The organism is Streptomyces sp. NPDC005533 (assembly GCF_042871845.1).
GTDB lineage: Bacteria > Actinomycetota > Actinomycetes > Streptomycetales > Streptomycetaceae > Streptomyces.
Map to the genome: position 1 here is coordinate 1 of NZ_JBIAJH010000027.1, position 15,177 is coordinate 15,177.

Sequence of the window (15,177 nt, forward strand, 5' to 3'; positions counted from 1 at the left end):
CGCATGTCATGCCCCACCACGATCGCCGAAGCACCCGTCACCTCGACGAACGCACCACCGAACAGCTCCGCCAAGGACTCGTCCCACTCGTCCGGTACGACACCACGCACGTCGTACGCCTTGACGATGTTCGAAAGGTCGGGCATTTTCCACTCCTTCTGGGGGTGACCGGCTGTGTCCCGGACGCTACCCGCCGCCCTCGCCGGCACAGCCCGGCCGCCCCCCAACGCGCTGAGGCTTTGGCAGATCGCCTCACCCCGGGGCGGTCCCGCCCCTCTCCCGGTACCACGGGGCCGCCGCGCCGAGCCGGCTCAGCGGGCCGGGACCCGGCGCGATCCCGGCGATCCGCCAGGCCTCGTCGGCGCGGTACCAGTGGTCCCCGGCCAGCAGGGTGAACTGCCGCTCGCTCACCCAGCCCGGGGTCGCGGCCAGCGCCTCCAGGCACCTGGGCCACGGCAGGTCCCCGACGGGAGCCGCCGGCAGCACCCGGTGGGCGGCGAGGGCGGCCATGAGGTCGCGGTTGCGCACCGGCGCCGGGTGGTGGGCGTGCAGGATGCCCGCGGGCGCGGCGCCGTCCCCGAGCGCGAACGCCGCGATCAGCCGTGCCAGGTCGTCCACGTCGACGAAGGAGGCCAGTCCCGCGCCGCCTCCCCACGCGGCTGGTACCCGGCGGAAGGCGTCGGCGAGGGCCGGTACGACCCAGCGGTCGCCCGGGCCCAGCACCAGCCCCGCGCGCAGGACCAGCCCGCCGGCGTCGAGCACCGGCTGCTCCCCCGCCAGCCGGCTGCCGCTGGCCGCCGATACCGGGGCGGGCGTCAACTCGCCGACGTCCTGGCCGGTGTGCGGGCCCGGCCCGTAGACGGCGCAGGTCGACAGGTGGACGATGCGCCGCACGCCCGCCCGGCGCGCCTGTGCCATCAGGGCCGCGGTGCCGGTGGAGTTGACCGCCGTACAGCGCTCGGCGTCCGGTCCGATGGAGGAGGCCAGCGACAGCAGGACGTCCGCGCCGTCGCACACCCCGCGCAGGGATTCCGGATCGGTCAGGTCCGCGCCCACCCAGCGCCCTCCGTACGCGCTGGGGGGACGCGTACGGGACACCGCGCCCACCACGGCCTGCGGGTCCTGCTCGGCCAGCCGGCGCAGCACCGCCGACCCCACGAATCCCGTGGCCCCGGTCACGACGATGTGACGGCCGCTCACCCCCGCTGCTCCGGCCCGGGTTCCGGTTCCTTCGGCCGCTGCGTCGGCGGCAGCGTCAGGCGCATGGTCCGGCGGGTCTCCTCGGTGGCGACCGCGGGGAGCAGGTAGCGCCACAGCGAGGCGATCCGCTGCGGCAGGTCGGCGCGTCCGGTGGACGCCTGGGAGAAGAGCTGCGCGCCGGTGAAGGAGCTGACCAGCACCCACGCCAGTTCGTGGTCGTCGACGTCCGGCTGGAGTTCGCCCTTGGCGCGGGCGAAGCGCAGCTGCTGGCGGAACTCCAGCACCCAGGCCTGGTAGGCGACGTCGTCACGCAGGCCGAACTCGCCCTGTTCGACGGCCAGTCGGACGCCGGCCCGGAGCACCGGATTGTGCTGCAGCTCCTCCGAGAGGTAGAGCGTGATGTCCACCAGGTGCTGGAGCCCGTCCTCCCCTTCGGGGAAGACCAGGCCGTCGCCCTGGCCGACCATCACGGCGTAGGCGAGCTCCTCCTTGGAGCTGAAGTGGAAGTACATCCCGCCCTGGGTGACGTCCGCCCGCTTCATGATCTTGCTGATGCTGGCCCCGCTGAAGCCGAACTCGTCGAAGACCTCCGCGGCGGCCCGCAGGATGGCCGCTTTGGTCTGAACTGCCCTGAGTTGAGGCGCGCGTTGCGGCTTTCGCTCTGACATGGACACCTAATCTCTCTCGACAAAAAAAACGAACATCCTTTATTTTAGGACCCAGCGCCACACAAGCACCAGCTCATGTCCGATGTCCAGGGGGGCTCAACCATGACTGTGTCAGCTGATCACTCCGTCTCGTCCGTCGCCGCACTCAGCAGCGCCTTACCGCGGGAGTACGTCCACAAGAGCGCACACTCCGAAGTCCTGCTCACCGGTTGGCGCACCGTCGCGCCCGACGAGTACGTCGTCACGGCCCAGTGGCCCCGGGCCCACAGCTTCTACTCGCCGGACGGGGGCCACCACGACCCCCTCCTCCTCGCCGAGTCGGTCCGCCAGGCCATTCCGCTCCTGAGCCACGTCGCCTACGAGGTCCCCTTCGGCCACCGCCAGATCTGGGACACCTTCAGCTACTCGGCGCATCCGGAGGCCCTCGTCGTCGGGCCGGCGCCGGCCGACATCGAACTCCGCATCAGGTGCTCCGATGTCACCCGCCGCGGCCGAAGACTGGCGGGCCTGACCATGCACGTCACCGCGACGCGCGACGGGGAGCTCCTCGGCACCGCCGAAGCCGGCTTCACCAACCAGCCGCAGGCCGTCTACCAGCGCCTTCGCGGTACGAACGCGGACCTCGACGAGGTGGCCGCCCGCATCATCCCGCTGCCGCCGCCGCTGACGCCCCGCCGCGTGGGCCGCGACCGCTTCCACGACGTGGTCCTGTCCCCCACCAGTTCCGCGCACCGCACGCAGCTGCGGGCCGACATCAACCACCCGATCCTCTTCGACCACCCCGTCGACCACGCCCCGGGCATGCTGCTCCTGGAAGCCGTGCGGCAGGCCGCGTACGGGTCCGCCTTCCCCCGGCGGGGGGTCCTCACCGACATCGAGATGCGGTTCTTCCGCTACGCGGAGCTGAACTCGCCCTGCTGGATCGAGACGCTCGCCGCCCCCGGCGGGACGACCCCGGCGGGCCGCCATCCCGTGCGCGTCCTGGCCCGCCAGAACGGCGAGGACGTCTTCACCGCCACGGCGACGATCACCACCGCGGCGCCCGTCCCCCTCCGCGTCTACGCCGCGCCCTGATCCCTGCGCCCTGAAGTGACCGGCCGGAGGCAACCGGCTGGGTGAACGACGAAGGCGCCTGACCGGGTCACCGCCCGGCAGGCGCCTTTTCTCGAAGGGGTCTCAGCCACCGCGACCGCCATTTCAAGCCATCCTCGCAGGTCGGCGCACGCGTGTCCGCTCCGGCGTGTGCGAGAGTCCCGTCGGCGCGGTTCACGAGGGGACACCGGACCGCCGGGCCCCGCTCTCGCCACCCAGTCCAGGAGGTCCATGTGTCTGCCGCATCGAGCTACGCGTCCGGGGTCTGCGAAGTGCCGCTGCTGGGCGACACCATCGGCGAGAACCTGGACCGCACCGTGCGGAGGTTCCCCGGGCGCGACGCCCTCGTCGACGTGGCCGCGGGGCGCAGGTGGACGTACGCGGAGCTGGCCGCCGACGTCGACGCGCTCGCGCTCGGCCTGCTCGACCTGGGCATCGTCAAGGGCGACCGCGTCGGCATCTGGGCCCCCAACCGCGCCGAGTGGACGCTGGTGCAGTACGCCACCGCCAAGATCGGGGCGATCCTCGTCACCGTGAACCCCGCCTATCGCTCCCACGAACTGGAGTACGTGCTCCGGCAGTCCGGGATCCGGCTGCTGGCCGCGGCCGACCGGTTCAAGACCTCCGACTACGCGGCCATGATCGAGGAAGTGCGGCCGCGCTGCCCGCTGCTGGAGTTCGTGGCGCTGCTGGGCGGGCCCCTGTGGACCTCCCTGCTGGAGCGCGGCCGGCAGGGCGACCCGGCGGAGCTGGCCCGCGCGCAGGCCGCGCTGAGCCCGGACGACGCGATCAACATCCAGTACACCTCGGGGACCACGGGCTTCCCCAAGGGCGCGACGCTCTCGCACCACAACATCCTCAACAACGGCTTCTTCGTGGGCGAGCTGTGCCACTACACCGAGCAGGACCGGGTCTGCATCCCGGTGCCCTTCTACCACTGCTTCGGCATGGTGATGGGCAACCTCGCGTGCACCAGCCACGGCGCCGCCATGGTGATCCCGGCGCCGTCCTTCGAGCCGGCGGCCACCCTCGCCGCGGTGGAATCGGAGTCGTGCACCTCGCTCTACGGGGTTCCCACCATGTTCATCGCCGAGCTGGCGGAGCCGGAATTCGACGCGTACGACCTGTCCGGCCTGCGGACGGGGATCATGGCGGGATCGCCCTGTCCGGTGGAGGTGATGAAGGAGGTCATCGACCGGATGGGCATGACCGAGGTGTCCATCTGCTACGGGATGACGGAGACCTCGCCGGTCTCCACGCAGACCCGCGCCGACGACTCCGTCGAGCGGCGCGTGTCCACGGTGGGCCGCGTCGGGCCGCATCTCGAAGTGAAGGTGGTCGATCCGCAGTCCGGCCTGACGGTGCCCCGCGGGGAACCGGGCGAACTGTGCACCCGCGGCTACTCGGTCATGCTCGGCTACTGGGAGGAGCCGGAGCGGACCGCCGAGGCCGTGGACGCGGCCCGCTGGATGCACACCGGCGACCTGGCCGTCATGGACGACGACGGCTACGTGAGCATCACCGGCCGGATCAAGGACATGGTGATCCGCGGCGGGGAGAACCTCTACCCGCGCGAGATCGAGGAGTTCCTCCACACCCATCCGGACGTCCTGGACGTCCAGGTCATCGGCGTGCCCGACGCGAAGTACGGGGAGGAGCTGATGGCGTGGGTGCGGATGCGCGAGGGGGCCGAGCCGCTGACCGCGGCCGCCGTGCGGGCGTACTGCGACGGCCGGCTGGCCCACTTCAAGATCCCGCGCTACGTGCACGTCGTGGAGGAGTTCCCCATGACCGTCACCGGGAAGATCCGCAAGGTGGAGATGCGCGAGGCGGCGCTCCGACTGCTGGAACTGCCCTCCTGACGCCGCGCGTTGCGGACCGGACCACACCCCCACCTGCCTGATGATCTTCAATGGACGTCAGGGACCGCCAGCGGGCCCGACACCTCATTCACTTGCCCCGTGCCGACCTTCTGACCAGAGGAACACAGTGCGCCTGCCCATGAACCGCCGTCTGGCCCTCAGTACAGCCCTGCTCGCCGTGATGGCCGCGGTGGCTCCGGCGACCACCGCCCACGCCGCCGGGACCACCCCCGACCTCGAGGCGCTGACCCGGGCGCTGGTGAACACGACCGACGCGGGAGCGCCGGGCGCCCTGGCCCGTTTCAGCGGCCCCGACGGGACCCGCACCCGCGCCGTGGGCGTACGCGACCGGGGCACGGGGGCGCCCATGCAGCCCCAGGCCCGCTTCCGGATCGGCAGCGTCACCAAGACGTTCTCCTCCGTGGTCCTGCTGCAGCTGGTGGGCGAGGGGCGGATCGACCTGGACACCTCCGTCAACCGCTACCTGCCCGGCCTGCTGCCCGACGACCGCATCACGGTGCGTCATCTGCTCAGCCACCGCAGCGGGCTGGCGGACTACACCGACGCCATGTTCGAGCACACCGTGCCCGGCTTCGAGGCCGTGCGCAACAAGGTCTTCGGTTACCAGGAGCTGGTGGACCTCTCACTGGCCAAGCCGCGGACCGGCGAGCCCGGCGCCGCGTACGGGTACTCGAACACGAACTTCGTCGTCGTCGGCATGCTCATCGAGAAGGCCACCGGCAACCCGGTGGCCAAGGAGTACGAGCGGCGCATCATCCAGCCGCTGCGGCTGCGCAACACCGCGTACGTGCACCCCGCCACGCAGATCAGCGGGGTGCACGCGCGCGGCTACCTCCACCCGGACGAGGCCGGCGGGCCGCTGGTCGACTCCACCGAGCAGACGGCGTCGTGGGCCCAGTCCGCCGGTGCGATGATCTCCGACCCGGCCGATCTGAACACCTTCACCTCGGCCCTGCTGAGCGGGAAGCTGCTGCCCGCGCGGTTGCTGGACGCCATGATCACCGTGACCCCGACCGACGCCACGAACACCCGGTTCTACGGCCTCGGCCTGCGGCGCTACGACCTCTCCTGCGGCACGTCCGTCTACGGGCACACCGGCACCGTGCAGGGCTTCTACACCTACGCCTTCTCCACCCGCGACGGCCGCCGCAGTCTCGCCGCCATGGCGAACACATCGAACAAGGGCGAGGCGAACACGGCCCTCGGCGGGACCCTCGAAGCGGCGTTCTGCGGCAAGCAGACCGCCAAGGCGACCAAGCGCGGCTTCGGGTTCGCCCCGGCCGAGGTGGACCTGCCCGAGCACGACGTGCGCTGACCCACCTCAGCCGTCGCCCGCCGCGTCGTCGCAGGCGGGACAGACCAGGCTCGCGTCCTGCGGGTCGTACCACGCGGAGCCGGGCTGATCCGACGGCTGCCGGGAGGCCCTCCGCATGGCGAACGTGTCCCTGCCGCAGAAGGTCCGCGGGCCGGGGACCGCCGTCATGCCGGGGGCGGCCGGCGCCGCGTGCACCCGAGGCGGGGACGGCTCGCCGCCCTCTGCCGGTGCGCCGAGCTCGTACACGACGACGAATTCGCTCATACCCCGACGGTAGGCCGCCCACGGGCGTCGCGCAGGACCGACACCGGGAACCGGACGGGTGAGCCGCGTGTCGGGCCGCCGACGTCGGCCGGGGTTCGCCATCCTGGGCCGGGCGCGGTCCCGCAGGGGCCGCGGGCCCTCCCCCACGGCGAGAAGGAGCACGGCATGCCCGCGGACGCGATCGGACGTTTTCTCGCGGCTTTGGACCCCGACCACCGGGAGGCCGTCAGCGGCAGGCCGCGCGAGGAGCAGGAGCGTCTTGCGGCCGCCTGGGAGCGGGAACTGGAGTCGGACGACGAGCTCGACACCCTCGACGAGCTGTCTCCTCCGGCGGCCGAAGCCGAGGCCGCCCGCCGCGTCCTGGCCCGCGAACCCTGACCCCGACGGCCTCGGCCCCGCGCCTCAAACGCCGGCGAGGCTGAATTTTGCGCGGCGAAGCCGAAGGGTGCGGCTCAAAGCCCGGGGCTCCGCCCCGCACCCCGCGCCTCAAACGCCGGCGGGGCTGAATTGGTGCGGCGTAGCTGAATGGTGCGGCCAGGCTGGATGGGTGTGGCCGGGCTGGATGGTGCGTCGGCACTGGTAGCAGGCGGGTCGGTTGGGGTGGGGGTGGGTGTGTGTCGGGGTGATCCCCGCAGGGTGCCGAACGCACTGCCGCCGAGGTATCCGACCGACTCGACACGTTCGGCGCCCGAGGAGACGCCCCGGCGCGCGCCCGCCCCCACCACAACCGGCCCAAGCGGCGCAGCCAAAGCGCGCCCGCCCCCACCACAACCGGCCCAAGCGGCGCAGCCAAAGCGCGCCCACCCCCACCCCAACCGGCCCCCACCCCCGACCCCGCCCAAGCGGCGCAGCCGACCGGCAGGCGACCCGTCCCTCACACCCCGCCCGAGTGCCGTTCCCAGGCCTCCGCGAACATCTCGTGCAGGGGCGCCGTCGGGAGGATCCGGACGTACGGGCCCAGGATCGTGCCCCGCCACAGCGGTCGCACCAGGTGGCTCGCCAGCTTCGCGGTCTCCAGCGGCAGGTGCGGTGCCTTCAGTTCGGTCCACTCCCCGGGCAGGAACAGGGTCCGGCCCGCCCGCGCCCGCTTGGCCTCCAGCACCGCGCCGGTGGCGAGGAGTTCCGTGCGGGCCTGCGTGTGCTGCTTGGCCGACCAGCCGTTCCAGCGCCGGACGTTGCGGTCGGTCGGCGCGGCGAGGGTGGCGAGCTGGAGGTACAGCGCCGCGGCGTCGGCGCCCACGCCGAGCTCGGCCCCCACCCGCGCGACCAGGTCCGGGCAGGACTGCCGCGGATCCGCCTCGTACGCGCCGGCCGGCAGGGCTCCGGAGCGGGCCCGGAGCATCATCCGCTCCAGCCCGCCGCCGGGCATCAGCGGCGCCACCCGGTCCAGCGCCTCGGCGAGGCCGTTGATCGCGCGCAGCCGGGTCCACACCTCGGGGCCGGTGGCCGCCGCGGGCCGCAGGAACGCGGCGCCGCCGGGCGCGCAGGCGACGAGCGGCCCGGAGTCGTAGGCGGCCACGGTCACCGGGCCCTCCTCCGCGTAGCGGCCCTTCACGACGGGCAGCCGCGCCGGCCCGAACTGTTCGGCGATCGGCGTCGAGCTGTCGTGGACCTTCCCGCCGGGCAGCTCCAGCAGCAGCTCCGGGCGTTCCAGTTCGGCCCGCAGCCGCTCGTACAGGGCCATGGCCCCGGCCACCGCCGGATCGCCGACGGGCCGGTCCGTCCAGGCCCACACCAGCGCGCTCGCGATCCGCCCGAGGTCGAGGCCCACGGGGGTGCCGTACGGCAGTGCGGGTCCGGCCGGCGGCACGGCCCTGACCTCCACCTTGTTGCCGTACCGGGTCGCCGCCAGCTCCCAGCCGGCCGCTTCCACGGTGGTGTCCTCGGCGGCCTCGTAACCGCCCGCCAGCCGCCGGGCCCACACCTCGGAGAGGTCGAGGTCGGCTTCCAGGGCGTCGGCCGCCTCCTCGTGCAGGGCGGGCTGCGTCCCCATCAGCTCCCGCCACACCCCAGCCATCCGTTCCACGGCGGCGAGGACCCCACCCGGCTGCCACAGCTCGGCCGGGTCCTCGGGCAGGGCGGCGGCCAGGACGGCCCGCCGGCCCGCGCCTCCGAGCCGCGTGCGCAGCCGCTCGTACGCCTCGGCCGTCATCGGGGTCGCCTTGTACGGGGCCTTGCGCGCCAGGGAGCGGTCCTCGTCCCGGTCGGACCGGCCGACCAGGCCGGCCACGACGAGCCGGGCCACGGCCCTGCGCACGCCCGTCAGTTCGGCGAAGCGCTCGGCCGCCGGCTCGGGCAGCGGGACCGGGCCGTGCGCGTCGACCGTCTCGACCAGGGCCCGGAGCCGGGCGGCGTCGTCCCGCTCCACCCGGACGGGGCGGGCCTCGGCGACGGCCGCCGGTACCGGGTCGGCGTCGGCGTCCGGCGCCGCGGGGGCGACGAACCAGCAGGCGGATCCTCCGGCCCGCACCGCGGCGGAGGCCACGGCCGTGCCGCCCGCGCGCAGGCCGTCCAGGGTGCCGGCGTCGGCCCGGCCCACCCACCACCGGCTGTCCGCGCGGGCGAACGGCAGGCCGGCCCAGGTGTCCAGGAGCGCGAGCAGCGCGGCCCGGTCCGTGTCCGGGGTCGGCGCCACCGCGGCCCGCCAGGCCGCGGCGTCGATGGTGCCCAGCAGCTGGGACCAGTCGCGCGGCGGCGCCGGCGGCGAGAGCCGCCGCACCTCCTCCACGATCGTCCCGGCCAGGCAGGCACCGTCGGAGGCCAGCGCGCTCAGCGTCGCCGGCAGGGCCACGTCCCGGGTCGGCCGCTCCCCCTTGGAGACCAGCCCGAACAGCGCGGGCAGCAGTTCGGTGTCCGGTGCGGACCGGCGCGGCAGGGCCGGCGCGGCCTCGATGAGCAGGGTGACGCGCCGGTGGAGGGCGCGCCGGCGCTCCTCCACCCGGGCGGCCCGCGCGGCCACCGCCACGACGGCTTCGGCCAGGACCGGGTCGGTGACCTCGGGCAACTCCCGGGCCACGGCCGTGCGCAGCGCCGGCCGGCCGTCGAGGGCGGCCGTCAGCAGGGTGTCGGCCGTCTGCGCTCCCACGGCGCGCAGTGCCCGGGACCCGGCCGCGTCCCGGGTCCGCAGCAGGTACCAGAAGGCGGGCGGCAGGGCCACGCCGCCCGACGCGGTGGCCCGCCGGACCGGCCTGACCCGCGGGTGCCGGGGTGAGTGGTGTCCGTCCAGTTCCCACAGCAGGACGCCGCCGGCGGTGTACGCGCGCACGCCCGTGTGGGTTTCCGCCTCGGCGAGGACCACGTCCTCGACGGCGCCCTCCGGCGGGGCCCACACGGCCCAGGGCTCCTGGCCCTGACGGTCGATGTCGAACCGGGCGGTGCGCCCGTCCACGCTCTCCAGCAGGTAGTGGTCGCGCGGGTGGTCGCGGTGGCGGTTGCGGAACAGCACCCGGGTCCCGACCAGGCCGTCCCGGCTGCCGAGCGGGGAGCCGTCCACGCCCGCGGGCAGCGGCGCGAGTTGCAGCGCCTCCAGGGCCAGGCTCATGCCTTCCTCGGACGGGTCCGCGGCCGGGTCGGCGTTCGCGGGCCGGCCGGGGAAGTCCGGCAGGGGGCTCGCGCCCCGCCACTCCCCGGTGACCGGGTCGGCCACCTCCCAGGGCCGCCGCCCGAAGACGGCGTTGGTCCAGATCCGGGTGCCGTCGCCGAGTTGCAGCTCGTCCCCGTCGATGCCCTCGGTGCCGCCGGGGCGCAGCACGCGCCGGCCGCCGTGCCGGCCGCCCCCGTCGGCGGTCTCGAACTGGAAGCCGTACGCCCCGTCCAGGCTGCCGCCGAACGGCACCAGGCCGCGCCGTTCGTCGGGGGTGAAGGGCTCCTCGGGACGGTCGGCCCAGACGGCGGTGTCGCAGAAGTAGGGGCTCGCCTTGAGGGTCCAGCTCACCAGGAAGGATCCGCCCACGTAGTGGACGGCGTACATGGTGGCGCCGTCCGGGACGGTGAACCGGCAGGAGCCGCGCTCCCCGTCCGGGGCCACGGCGACCGCCCGGTCGCGTCCGAACACCGTCAGCACCGGCCAGGTGCAGGTGACCCCGGCCACCCCGGGCAGCGGCTCGTCCGCGGCCTCGGGCCCGGCGTCCGCCGCGAACCGCGCGTACACCGACTCCAGTGCGGGCCAGGCCAGTTCCTCCGGCAGGCCGGCCGCCAGCGAGCGCCGCAGCGCGCCGGCCGCTCCCGCTCCGGCGAGGGCGTCGGCGATCCCGCCGAGCGCGCTCACCGTGGGCCGGTCCAGCAGGGCCTCCAGCTCGGCGACGGCCTCCTCGGCTCCGGCCATGCCGCCGCCCGCGACGGTGTCGACGAGCTTGCCGACCCGCCCGGCCACCTCGTGGGCGATGCCGTCGTTGCCGGGCAGCAGCGTCACCGCGGACCCGGGCCGGCGGCCCCCCGCCGCCGACCAGCGGGGTGTCAGGTCCTGGTGGACGCGCCCCTCCAGGCGGGGGCCGAAGACCGGGTCGGCCGCGAGTGCGGCGAGGTCCCGGCGGGACCGCTCGCCCCAGAAGTGCATCCGCGTCTCCGGGCCGGGGTCGACGACCGCGACCCCGGCGGCGAGACAGGCGTCCAGTACGTCCGCGTCGAGGCCCTGGTAGTGGTGCCGGGTGGTGTGGACCGTCACCGGGTCGCCCGCCGCGCGCAGCCGCGGCCCCAGCCGGCCCACCAGGTCGAGGAACTCCGCCGGGAGCGGCTGCCGCGCGACGCCGCCGCCGGACTGCGCCGCGTACTGGTACATGCGGACGAAGTTCCCGACCCAGTGGGGCAGTCCGCCCTCGGGCACCAGCCGCCCGCTCTCCATCGCCTCCGTCGCGCCGCAGCCGATCAGCATCCGCAGCCACGCCCCGCCGTCGGTGACCCCGTCCGGGAAGACCTCCACCAGCCCGGCGACGATCGTGTCGGTGGGCGGACGGACCGTCAGGGCCTGTTCCGCGGCGGTCAGCAGGGCGTCCGGCACCGACTTCTTCCGGGTGACGGACAGGATGCCGCCCACCAGGCGCGCGACCTCCTCGTCCCCGTGCCCGGCCGCTTTCGCGGAGGCCCGTACGCGGCGTACGAGATCCGCGGGCAGGTCGGCGGGCGAGGACGCCCACGCGGTCAGGAACGCGTCCAGGGCGGTGTGCGCGGCGGCCGGGTCCAGCGTCTCGGCGAGGAAGCGCTGGTGGGCCGCGAGCTCCTTGGCCGGCATGGCCCCGCCCCTGGCGAACAGCAGGGCGTTGGCCCGGCGGTAGGCCGGGTCCACCGGCAGGCCGTGCCGGTCCTCGGCCGCCCGCGCCGCCGCGTAGGCCCGCCCGCCGGGTCGGCTCCCGTAGCCGATCAGCCGGTGGCCGACGGTGTCCCAGAACCACGGCAGGTGCGCCGGCGGCAGCCGTCGTGCGCGCGCCGTCATCGTGTCGAGGAAGCGGCCGGGTTTGCCGTAGGAGCGGCCCAGTTCGGAGCGCATGTCCTCGATCAGGGCGCGTGCGGTCCCGGCCGCGTCCGGGTCGTGGGCGGCGACCCAGTCGGCGTAGGTGGTGGAGGTGTGCGTACCGGCGGTGGGCAGCAGGGCGGCGAGCGAGGCGATCATGTCCGGGATCGTCGCACGCCCCACCGACAGCGCCGGCACCCAGGACACCGAGGGCACCACGGCTCGGAGGGAGCCGCTCCGGCCGGACTGACGAGTCATCAGGTCATCTGTCCCGGACTCTTGACTCTGCTGCCGCCAGTGGCGATTCTCGACCCACTGCTTGTGCGGTCCATGACAATCACGCCACAGCCGTGCTGCTGGTCGTGACCGTCGTGTCCCCGGACGGATCCGGCTCCCCGACCGCGCCCTCCACTGACCGAAGACGTGAGTGATGACCATTTCCCGACACACGCACCACAGGCGTAGGCCCCTGGCGGTCCTGTCATTGCTCCTCGCCGTGGTGGCCATGGTGCTCGGCCCCGTGCCCAGTTCCTCCGCCGCCGACCCCGGCTGGTGGAACCCCGTCGCCCGGCCCGCGCCCGACTCCGAGATCAACGTCACCGGCGAACCCTTCAAGGGGACCGACGCCCAGGGGCGCGTGCGCGGCTTCGTCGACGCGCACGACCACCTGATGTCCAACGAGGGCTTCGGCGGCCGCCTCATCTGCGGCAAGCCGTTCTCCGAGCAGGGCGTGGCCGACGCGCTCAAGGACTGCCCGGAGCACTATCCCGACGGCACGCTCGCCGTCTTCGACTTCATCACCAAGGGCGGCGACGGCAAGCACGACCCGAACGGCTGGCCGACCTTCAAGGACTGGCCCGCCCACGACTCGCTGACCCACCAGCAGAACTACTACGCCTGGGTGGAACGCGCCTGGCGCGGCGGTCAGCGGGTGCTCGTCAACGACCTCGTCACCAACGGCGTCATCTGCTCGGTCTACTTCTTCAAGGACCGCGGCTGCGACGAGATGACCGCGATCCGCCTGGAGGCGCAGAAGACGTACGACATGCAGGCGTACGTCGACAAGATGTACGGCGGTCCGGGCAAGGGATGGTTCCGGATCGTCACCGACTCCGCGCAGGCCCGTGACGTCATCAAGCAGGGCAAGCTGGCCGTCGTCATGGGGGTGGAGACCTCCGAGCCGTTCGGCTGCAAGCAGATCCTGGACATCGCCCAGTGCAGCAAGGAGGACATCGACCGCGGCCTGGACGAGCTGTACAAGCTGGGCGTGCGCAGCATGTTCCTGTGCCACAAGTTCGACAACGCGCTGTGCGGGGTCCGCTTCGACCAGGGCGCCCTCGGCACGGCGATCAACGTGGGCCAGTTCCTGTCCACCGGTACGTTCTGGCAGACCGAGAAGTGCAAGGGCCCGCAGCACGACAACCCCATCGGTCTCGCGGCGGCGCCCGAGGCGCAGAAGCAGCTCCCGGCGGGCGTGGCGGTCCCCTCCTACGCGGCGGACGCGCAGTGCAACACCCGCGGTCTCACCGAGCTCGGCGAGTACGCGGTGCGCGGCATGATGAAACGCAAGATGATGCTGGAGATCGACCACATGGGGGTCAAGGCCGCGGGCCGGGCCTTCGACATCCTCGAATCCGAGTCGTACCCCGGCGTGATTTCCTCGCACAGCTGGATGGACCTCGACTGGACGGAGCGCGTGTACCGGCTCGGCGGCTTCGTCGCCCAGTACATGAGCGGTTCCGAGGCCTTCAGCGCGGAGGCCAAGCGCACGGACGCGCTCCGCGAGAAGTACAAGGTCGGCTACGGCTACGGCACCGACATGAACGGCGTCGGCGGCTGGCCCGGCCCCCGGGGCGCGGACACCCCGAACCCGGTCCGCTACCCGTACCGCAGCACCGACGGCGGCTCGGTGATCGACAAGCAGACCACCGGCGTGCGCACCTGGGACCTGAACACCGACGGCGCCGCGCACTACGGCCTGGTCCCGGACTGGATCGAGGACATCCGGCTCACCGGTGGCCAGGACGTGGTGGACGACCTGTTCCGGGGTGCCGAGTCCTACCTGACCACCTGGGGTTCGTCCGAGAAGCACAAGGCCGGGGTGAACCTCGCCGTGGGCGCCGCCGCCTCGGCCGGCTCGTCCGAGTGGAACCCGTTCGTCAGCTACGCGCCCTCCCGCGCCGTGGACGGCAACACGAGCACCCGCTGGGCGAGCGACTGGAGCGACGACCAGTGGCTGCAGATCGACCTCGGGACACCGGGCCTGGTCAAGCGCGTCACCCTCGAATGGGAACGCGCCTACGGGAAGTCGTACCGCATCGAGCTCTCGGGCGACGGCACGAACTGGCAGTCCGCGTGGGCCACGACCACCGGTGACGGCGGGCTGGACACGGCGCAGTTCGCCGCCACCCCCGCCCGGTACGTACGGGTCCACGGGCTGCAGCGCGGCACCCAGTGGGGGTACTCGCTCCACGAGGTCGGCGTCTACAGCAGCTGACGCGTGACGCCGCCCGGACGGCGTCCGGGTGCCGGGGCCGGCCGGATCCTCACCGATCCGGCCGGCCCCGGCCGCCCTCCCGCGAACAGCACGGCACGGCACCGCAGCACGAACCGAAAGGGACCGCCCATGGCACGGATGCCGTCGGCCGACCGGCGCCGGCAGCTGACCGAGGCCGCCATCCGAGCGATGACCCGCGACGGGGTCGCCCGCACGACGACCCGGTCGATCTCCGCCGAGGCGGGCGTGTCGCTGAGCGTCTTCCACTACTGCTTCGACTCCAAGCAGGCCCTGCTCGAATCCGTCATGACGGCGATCACCGAGCACAGCATCACCGTGGTGAGGGAGGCGATCCAGCCGAAGGCCACCCTCCGGGAGACCGTCCGGGCCGGCTTCCAGGCGTACTGGGACCACGTGTCCGCCCACCCGGGCGAGCACATGCTCACGTACGAGCTGACGCAGTACGCCCTGCGCCGGCCCGGCTTCGAGCACCTGGCGCGACGCCAGTACGAGCTGTACGCCGACACCTACACCGAGCTCATCGAGCAGCTCCGCCACCACATGGGCTTCGAACTCCGCGTCCCCGTCACCGTGCTGGCCCGCTATCTGGCCGCCATGACGGACGGACTGACGCTCAACCATCTCGTGCTCGGCGACGCGACCATCTCCACGGCGATCCTCGACACGGTCACCGACCACGTCGCCGGCCTCGTCGGGGACGACCGCGCCGGCGACCGCGGCTGCGGCGGGCACGGCGACGGGATCCGGCCGCCCGCCCCGGAACGCGTCGTGCCACCGCGCTCCGCCTGAGG

General features: G+C 73.5%; 10 protein-coding genes and 1 pseudogene. 6 read left to right on the plus strand and 5 right to left on the minus strand.

Annotated elements, in window-relative coordinates; genetic code table 11:
• The 3 genes and pseudogenes from manB to ACFYP3_RS25130 all read right to left on the minus strand — a co-directional run.
• Positions 1-146 (minus strand): annotated as a pseudogene (manB, locus tag ACFYP3_RS25120) (phosphomannomutase/phosphoglucomutase); the annotation flags it as partial.
• Between the two features lie 106 nt (positions 147-252).
• On the minus strand, positions 253-1,200 hold the full coding sequence (locus ACFYP3_RS25125) for an NAD-dependent epimerase/dehydratase family protein (RefSeq protein WP_388836572.1): 948 nt from the start codon (positions 1,198-1,200) through the stop codon (positions 253-255).
• Entirely contained in the window at positions 1,197-1,868 is a 672-nt protein-coding gene (locus tag ACFYP3_RS25130) for a ScbR family autoregulator-binding transcription factor (protein ID WP_388836575.1), read from the minus strand. Before ACFYP3_RS25130 ends, ACFYP3_RS25125 begins: the two co-directional genes overlap by 4 nt.
• Before the next feature lie 102 nt (positions 1,869-1,970).
• On the opposite strand from ACFYP3_RS25130, the gene ACFYP3_RS25135 reads away from it, so the two are divergent.
• The 3 genes from ACFYP3_RS25135 to ACFYP3_RS25145 all read left to right on the plus strand — a co-directional run bounded on the left by ACFYP3_RS25135 (position 1,971) and on the right by ACFYP3_RS25145 (position 6,158).
• Positions 1,971-2,942, plus strand: coding sequence for a ScbA/BarX family gamma-butyrolactone biosynthesis protein (locus tag ACFYP3_RS25135; protein ID WP_388836578.1), 972 nt, complete (start codon positions 1,971-1,973; stop codon positions 2,940-2,942).
• Positions 2,943-3,193: 251 nt separating this feature from the next.
• Entirely contained in the window at positions 3,194-4,822 is a 1,629-nt protein-coding gene (locus ACFYP3_RS25140) for an AMP-binding protein (RefSeq protein WP_388836581.1), read from the plus strand.
• 139 nt (positions 4,823-4,961) lie between these two features.
• Positions 4,962-6,158 carry a serine hydrolase domain-containing protein gene (locus tag ACFYP3_RS25145; RefSeq protein ID WP_388836584.1) on the plus strand — a complete coding sequence of 399 codons (1,197 nt, stop codon included), beginning with the start codon at positions 4,962-4,964 and terminating at the stop codon, positions 6,156-6,158.
• 6 nt (positions 6,159-6,164) lie between these two features.
• On the opposite strand, the gene ACFYP3_RS25150 is transcribed toward ACFYP3_RS25145, so the two are convergent.
• Positions 6,165-6,422 carry a hypothetical protein gene (locus ACFYP3_RS25150; protein ID WP_388836586.1) on the minus strand — a complete coding sequence of 86 codons (258 nt, stop codon included), beginning with the start codon at positions 6,420-6,422 and terminating at the stop codon, positions 6,165-6,167.
• A 165-nt stretch (positions 6,423-6,587) separates the two neighbouring features.
• Between ACFYP3_RS25150 and ACFYP3_RS25155 the strand changes: the two genes are divergently transcribed.
• Positions 6,588-6,800, plus strand: a complete 213-nt coding sequence (locus ACFYP3_RS25155; RefSeq protein ID WP_388836589.1) for a hypothetical protein — start codon at positions 6,588-6,590, stop codon at positions 6,798-6,800.
• A gap of 496 nt (positions 6,801-7,296) precedes the next feature.
• Here the strand turns inward: ACFYP3_RS25155 and ACFYP3_RS25160 are convergent, their stop codons facing one another.
• Entirely contained in the window at positions 7,297-12,126 is a 4,830-nt protein-coding gene (locus ACFYP3_RS25160) for a hypothetical protein (RefSeq protein ID WP_388836591.1), read from the minus strand.
• Positions 12,127-12,298: 172 nt separating this feature from the next.
• On the opposite strand from ACFYP3_RS25160, the gene ACFYP3_RS25165 reads away from it, so the two are divergent.
• On the plus strand, positions 12,299-14,365 hold the full coding sequence (locus ACFYP3_RS25165; RefSeq protein WP_388836594.1) for a discoidin domain-containing protein: 2,067 nt from the start codon (positions 12,299-12,301) through the stop codon (positions 14,363-14,365).
• Between the two features lie 129 nt (positions 14,366-14,494).
• Positions 14,495-15,175, plus strand: a complete 681-nt coding sequence (locus ACFYP3_RS25170; protein WP_388836596.1) for a TetR/AcrR family transcriptional regulator — start codon at positions 14,495-14,497, stop codon at positions 15,173-15,175.
• Positions 15,176-15,177: the final 2 nt, after the last annotated feature.

Coding starts and splice junctions, on each gene's coding strand:
- ACFYP3_RS25135 (WP_388836578.1), top strand. CDS start 1,971: ATGACTGTGTCAGCTGATCACTCCGTCTCGTCCGTCGCCGCACTCAGC.
- ACFYP3_RS25150 (WP_388836586.1), bottom strand. CDS start 6,422: ATGAGCGAATTCGTCGTCGTGTACGAGCTCGGCGCACCGGCAGAGGGC.
- ACFYP3_RS25130 (WP_388836575.1), bottom strand. CDS start 1,868: ATGTCAGAGCGAAAGCCGCAACGCGCGCCTCAACTCAGGGCAGTTCAG.
- ACFYP3_RS25165 (WP_388836594.1), top strand. CDS start 12,299: ATGACCATTTCCCGACACACGCACCACAGGCGTAGGCCCCTGGCGGTC.
- ACFYP3_RS25145 (WP_388836584.1), top strand. CDS start 4,962: ATGAACCGCCGTCTGGCCCTCAGTACAGCCCTGCTCGCCGTGATGGCC.
- ACFYP3_RS25155 (WP_388836589.1), top strand. CDS start 6,588: ATGCCCGCGGACGCGATCGGACGTTTTCTCGCGGCTTTGGACCCCGAC.
- ACFYP3_RS25170 (WP_388836596.1), top strand. CDS start 14,495: ATGGCACGGATGCCGTCGGCCGACCGGCGCCGGCAGCTGACCGAGGCC.
- ACFYP3_RS25160 (WP_388836591.1), bottom strand. CDS start 12,126: ATGACTCGTCAGTCCGGCCGGAGCGGCTCCCTCCGAGCCGTGGTGCCC.